We start from the raw sequence: 3,709 nt of genomic DNA on the forward strand, positions 1-3,709 counted from the left end.
CCGCGAAACCGTGACCCAGCACCCCGTCGTGCTGTTCATGAAGGGCACCGCCCAATTCCCGCAATGCGGCTTTTCCGGCAAGGCCATCCAGATCCTGAAGGGCTGTGGCGTGAAGAAGCTGGTTACCGTCAATGTGCTGGAAGACGACGAAGTCCGCCAGGGCATCAAGGAATTCTCCAGCTGGCCCACCATCCCGCAGCTGTACGTGGCGGGCGAGTTCATCGGCGGTTCGGACATCATGAACGAGATGAACGAATCCGGTGAACTGAAGACGCTGCTGGAGCAATCCGGCGCCACGGCCTAAGCCGCCCATGCGGCGACTGGTCGTCGGCATCACGGGCGCCACCGGCGCGCTCTACGCGGTGCGCATGCTGCAAGCGCTGCGCGGCGTGGACGATGTCGAGACGCATCTGGTGGTGTCGGCGTCCGGCGTGCTGAACATCAAGCATGAACTGGATGTTGGCCGCCACGACATCTACGCGCTGGCCGACCACGTGCACTCCGTGCGCGACGTGGGCGCCACGCTGGCCAGCGGCGCGTTCCAGACGGCGGGCATGGTGATCGTGCCCTGCTCGATGCGCACGTTGGCGGCCGTGGCCCACGGCCTGTCCGACAACCTCATCACGCGCGCCGCCGACGTCACCTTGAAGGAACGCCGGCGCCTGGTGCTGATGGTGCGGGAAACGCCCTTCAACCTGGCGCACCTGCGCAACATGACCGCCGTGACCGAAATGGGCGGCATCGTGTTTCCGCCGCTGCCCGCCTTCTACCACCGGCCGGCCTCCATCGAAGAGATGGTCGACCACACGGTGGCACGCGTGCTGGAACTGTTCGACATCGTCGTGCCTGGTCCGCACTGGGAAGGCATGAAGTAGGGATCCCCCAGGATCCCCATTGCGCTGGCCTATTGCAGCCCGCTCATTGCAGCCCGCTCATTGCCGCAGGCTCACTGCACCAGCCCCAGCCCGTTCAGCGCCGCCAGGTTTTCCGGCCATTGGCGCGCGCGGGCGTTCTGCAGTTCGATGCGGGCCCAGGCCATCCAGCCTGCCCATTCGATGCGCTTGTCCCACGCTGTGCCCCATGCCTGCAAGGCCGCCAGGCCGGCGGCCGCATGCTGCTCGGCCGCGTCGAAATCCCCCGACGTCAGCGCCAACTGCGCCAGCAGCAGCCGGGGTTCGCCCACCCACGGATTGTGCGCCACCGCGGCTTCCAGCAGATGGCGGGCGCTGTCCATTTCCGTCAGCGGATGCATGCGCGTGATGACCTGCCAGTACAGCGCGCTGGCGGCGGCTTCGTCGCGCGGGCTGAGCGTGGCGCGGCACTGGTCGAACGCGGGCGGGACGGGGATGCCGGTGTCGGCGGGCATGCGCGACAGCGGCGCCAGCAGGTGCGAGAGCATCGACAGGATGTTCGACGGCGGCTTCAACGGGCCGGGCCACAGCGACGACGCCCAGTTCGTCTTCAGGTCGCGGCGCTGCTGCTGCGGATAGCCGGCGAAGATCTCGTCCTGCCAGCTGTGCCATTGTTCGCCGATGTCGGCGGCGGACACCACGATGAAGGCGGCGACCTGGCGCGGCGTCAGGGTGAAGACCTGGCCGTCGGCGCCTTCCAGCGTCATCCCGTCGTTGCCTGCGCCCTGGCCTTGCAGTACCGCCTGCACGAATTTCGTGCGCGGCATCGCGCAGAACAGCCTGACCCATTCTTCAGCTTCCGTGCCCAGCACGTCGCGCAAGGTAGAGCGCTCGCGTTCGCGGTCGAACAGCGTCAGGTCCACGTATTCATTGCCGTAGACGCTGTGGAACAGGCCCAGCAGGCGCACTTCGCGCGGCTGGTCCCATAGCGTCAGCGTGCGGTACACGCCCAGCAGGTGATGCTTGAAGGTGCCGGCCTTGTGCCAGTCTTCGCCGGCGCTGCGCGCGAACAGCAGGTCCAGCAACGCGGGCAGGTCCGCATCGACGGCGGCATAGTGATCGGCAAGCAGGGCGCGGGCCTGCGGGTGGAGGTCGTTGGACGTGGGCATGGCGTTGGCGTGATGAATGAATGCAGCCGCTATTGTGTCCGCATGGCGCGGGCTTGTCATGGCCGTGTGTCTTATATGGTTTTGGGCATATCAATATGAATATTCATGGCTTCCGGTTTTGAAGCGCCGTCACTAGAATCGCGGGTCATTCTTTCTTTCCGTAGAGTCCCACCATGCGCCTTCGCCATTCCCTGGCCGTTCTTGCCTCGTTGATCAGTATTGCCGCCGGCCCGGCCATGGCGCAGGACGCCGAACTGAAGGTGGGCGTGACCGTCGGTCCGCATGCGCAGATCGGCGAAGTGGTGCAGCAGGTGGCGGCCAAAGACGGCCTGAAAGTGAAGCTGATAGAGTTCAGCGACTTTATCCAGCCGAACGCGGCGCTGGACGCCAAGGAGCTGGACCTGAACATCTACCAGCACAAGCCTTTCCTGGATTCGCAGAACAAGGCGCGCGGCTACAAGCTGGTGCCGGTGGCGACCGCCGTGGTGCAGCAGATGGGCATCTATTCCAAGCGCGTGAAGTCGCTGGATGCGCTGCCGCAGGGCGGCAAGGTGGCGATTCCGAACGACCCGACCAACGGCGCCCGCGCGTTGCTGGTGTTGCAGGCCGCCAAGCTGATCAAGTTGAAGGACGGCGTGACGGTGACGGCGTCGCTGTTCGACGTGGTCGAAAATCCCAAGAACCTGAAGTTCATTGAAATCGAAGCGGCGCAGTTGCCACATTCGCTGTCCGACGTGGACGCGGCCGCCGTGAATTCGGCCTACGCCATCCCGGCCGGCCTGTCGCCCGCCAAGGATGCGCTGGCGCTGGAAAGCAAGGACGCGCCGTTTGCGGCGGTGGTGATCGCCGCGCGCGAAGACAACAAGAACGATCCGCGCATCGCGCGGTTCATCAAGGCGTACCAATCGGATGAAGTGAAGGCGTTCGTGGCCAAGCAGTTCCCCGGCGCCTACTCCACCTCCTGGTAAGCGGTGCCGCGCCTGGCGGCTGCGCCGTCAGGCGTATTTTCCCGTCAACCCGCCATCCACGACCAGTTCCGTGCCGGTGATATAGGACGCCTCGTCCGAGGCCAGGAACGCCACCGCTTTCGCGACCTCCCAGGGGGTGCCCATCCGGCCCATCGGCACCTGCTTGTCGCGCGCGGCCAGGGCCGCCTGAAGGTCGTCCGGGTCGAACATCCGCGCCACGTTTTTCGCCACGCGCGGCGTATCGATCAAGCCCGGGATGACGGTGTTCACGCGGATGCCGTCGGCGGCGTACTGCTGTGCCGCCATGCGCGCGAAGTGAATGACGGCGGCCTTGCTGACGCTGTAGGCCAAGTGCGGGTAACCGGTGTACCGGATGCCCGCGATGGACGATACCGTGACGATCGCGCCGCCGCCTTGCGCGCGCATTAACGGCGCCAGCAGGCGCGTGGCGATGAGCAGGCTGGTCACGTTCACTTGCTGGATGCGGTCCCAGTCTTCCAGCGAGATCTCTTCCGGTCCGCCCACTTTGCCGATGCCGGCGTTGGCTTGCAGGATGTCGATGCGCCCGTAGCGGCGCAGCGCGGCATCCACCGCGGCCTGCATCGCGTCGGGATCGGCCACGTCCGCCTGCACCGGCAAGGCGCTGCCGCCCGCCTGCTCCACTTCATGGGCGGCGTCTTCCGCGGCGGCCAGATGGGCGTCAAGCGCCACGATGGCCGCG

The 3,709-nt window shown here is 66.0% G+C and carries 5 protein-coding genes; 3 read left to right on the forward strand and 2 right to left on the reverse strand.

Annotated elements, in window-relative coordinates; translation table 11 throughout:
- Nucleotides 1–304 (forward strand): Grx4 family monothiol glutaredoxin (gene grxD, locus VIR09_RS04015; protein ID WP_332011700.1); only part of this gene is annotated, 304 nt, incomplete at its 5' end.
- A 7-nt stretch (nt 305–311) separates the two neighbouring features.
- The gene (locus VIR09_RS04020; protein ID WP_105558737.1) at nt 312–875 is read left to right on the forward strand and encodes a UbiX family flavin prenyltransferase; all 564 of its coding nucleotides are present in this window, start codon (nt 312–314) and stop codon (nt 873–875) included.
- A 71-nt stretch (nt 876–946) separates the two neighbouring features.
- Here the strand turns inward: VIR09_RS04020 and VIR09_RS04025 are convergent, their stop codons facing one another.
- On the reverse strand, nt 947–2,020 hold the full coding sequence (locus VIR09_RS04025; RefSeq protein WP_332011701.1) for a tetratricopeptide repeat protein: 1,074 nt from the start codon (nt 2,018–2,020) through the stop codon (nt 947–949).
- A 173-nt stretch (nt 2,021–2,193) separates the two neighbouring features.
- On the opposite strand from VIR09_RS04025, the gene VIR09_RS04030 reads away from it, so the two are divergent.
- A complete protein-coding gene (locus tag VIR09_RS04030) occupies nt 2,194–2,988 on the forward strand; it encodes a MetQ/NlpA family ABC transporter substrate-binding protein (RefSeq protein WP_105558735.1) in 795 nt (264 codons plus the stop codon).
- A 27-nt stretch (nt 2,989–3,015) separates the two neighbouring features.
- On the opposite strand, the gene VIR09_RS04035 is transcribed toward VIR09_RS04030, so the two are convergent.
- A partial coding sequence (locus VIR09_RS04035; RefSeq protein WP_332011702.1) for an SDR family NAD(P)-dependent oxidoreductase occupies nt 3,016–3,709 on the reverse strand: 694 nt, incomplete at its 5' end.

The organism is Achromobacter sp. (assembly GCF_036567245.1).
GTDB lineage: Bacteria > Pseudomonadota > Gammaproteobacteria > Burkholderiales > Burkholderiaceae_B > Achromobacter.

What these genes read in the sequence shown, in the direction of transcription:
- VIR09_RS04020 (WP_105558737.1), top strand. Translation starts at nt 312, where the DNA reads ATGCGGCGACTGGTCGTCGGCATCACGGGCGCCACCGGCGCGCTCTAC.
- VIR09_RS04030 (WP_105558735.1), top strand. Translation starts at nt 2,194, where the DNA reads ATGCGCCTTCGCCATTCCCTGGCCGTTCTTGCCTCGTTGATCAGTATT.
- VIR09_RS04025 (WP_332011701.1), bottom strand. Translation starts at nt 2,020, where the DNA reads ATGCCCACGTCCAACGACCTCCACCCGCAGGCCCGCGCCCTGCTTGCC.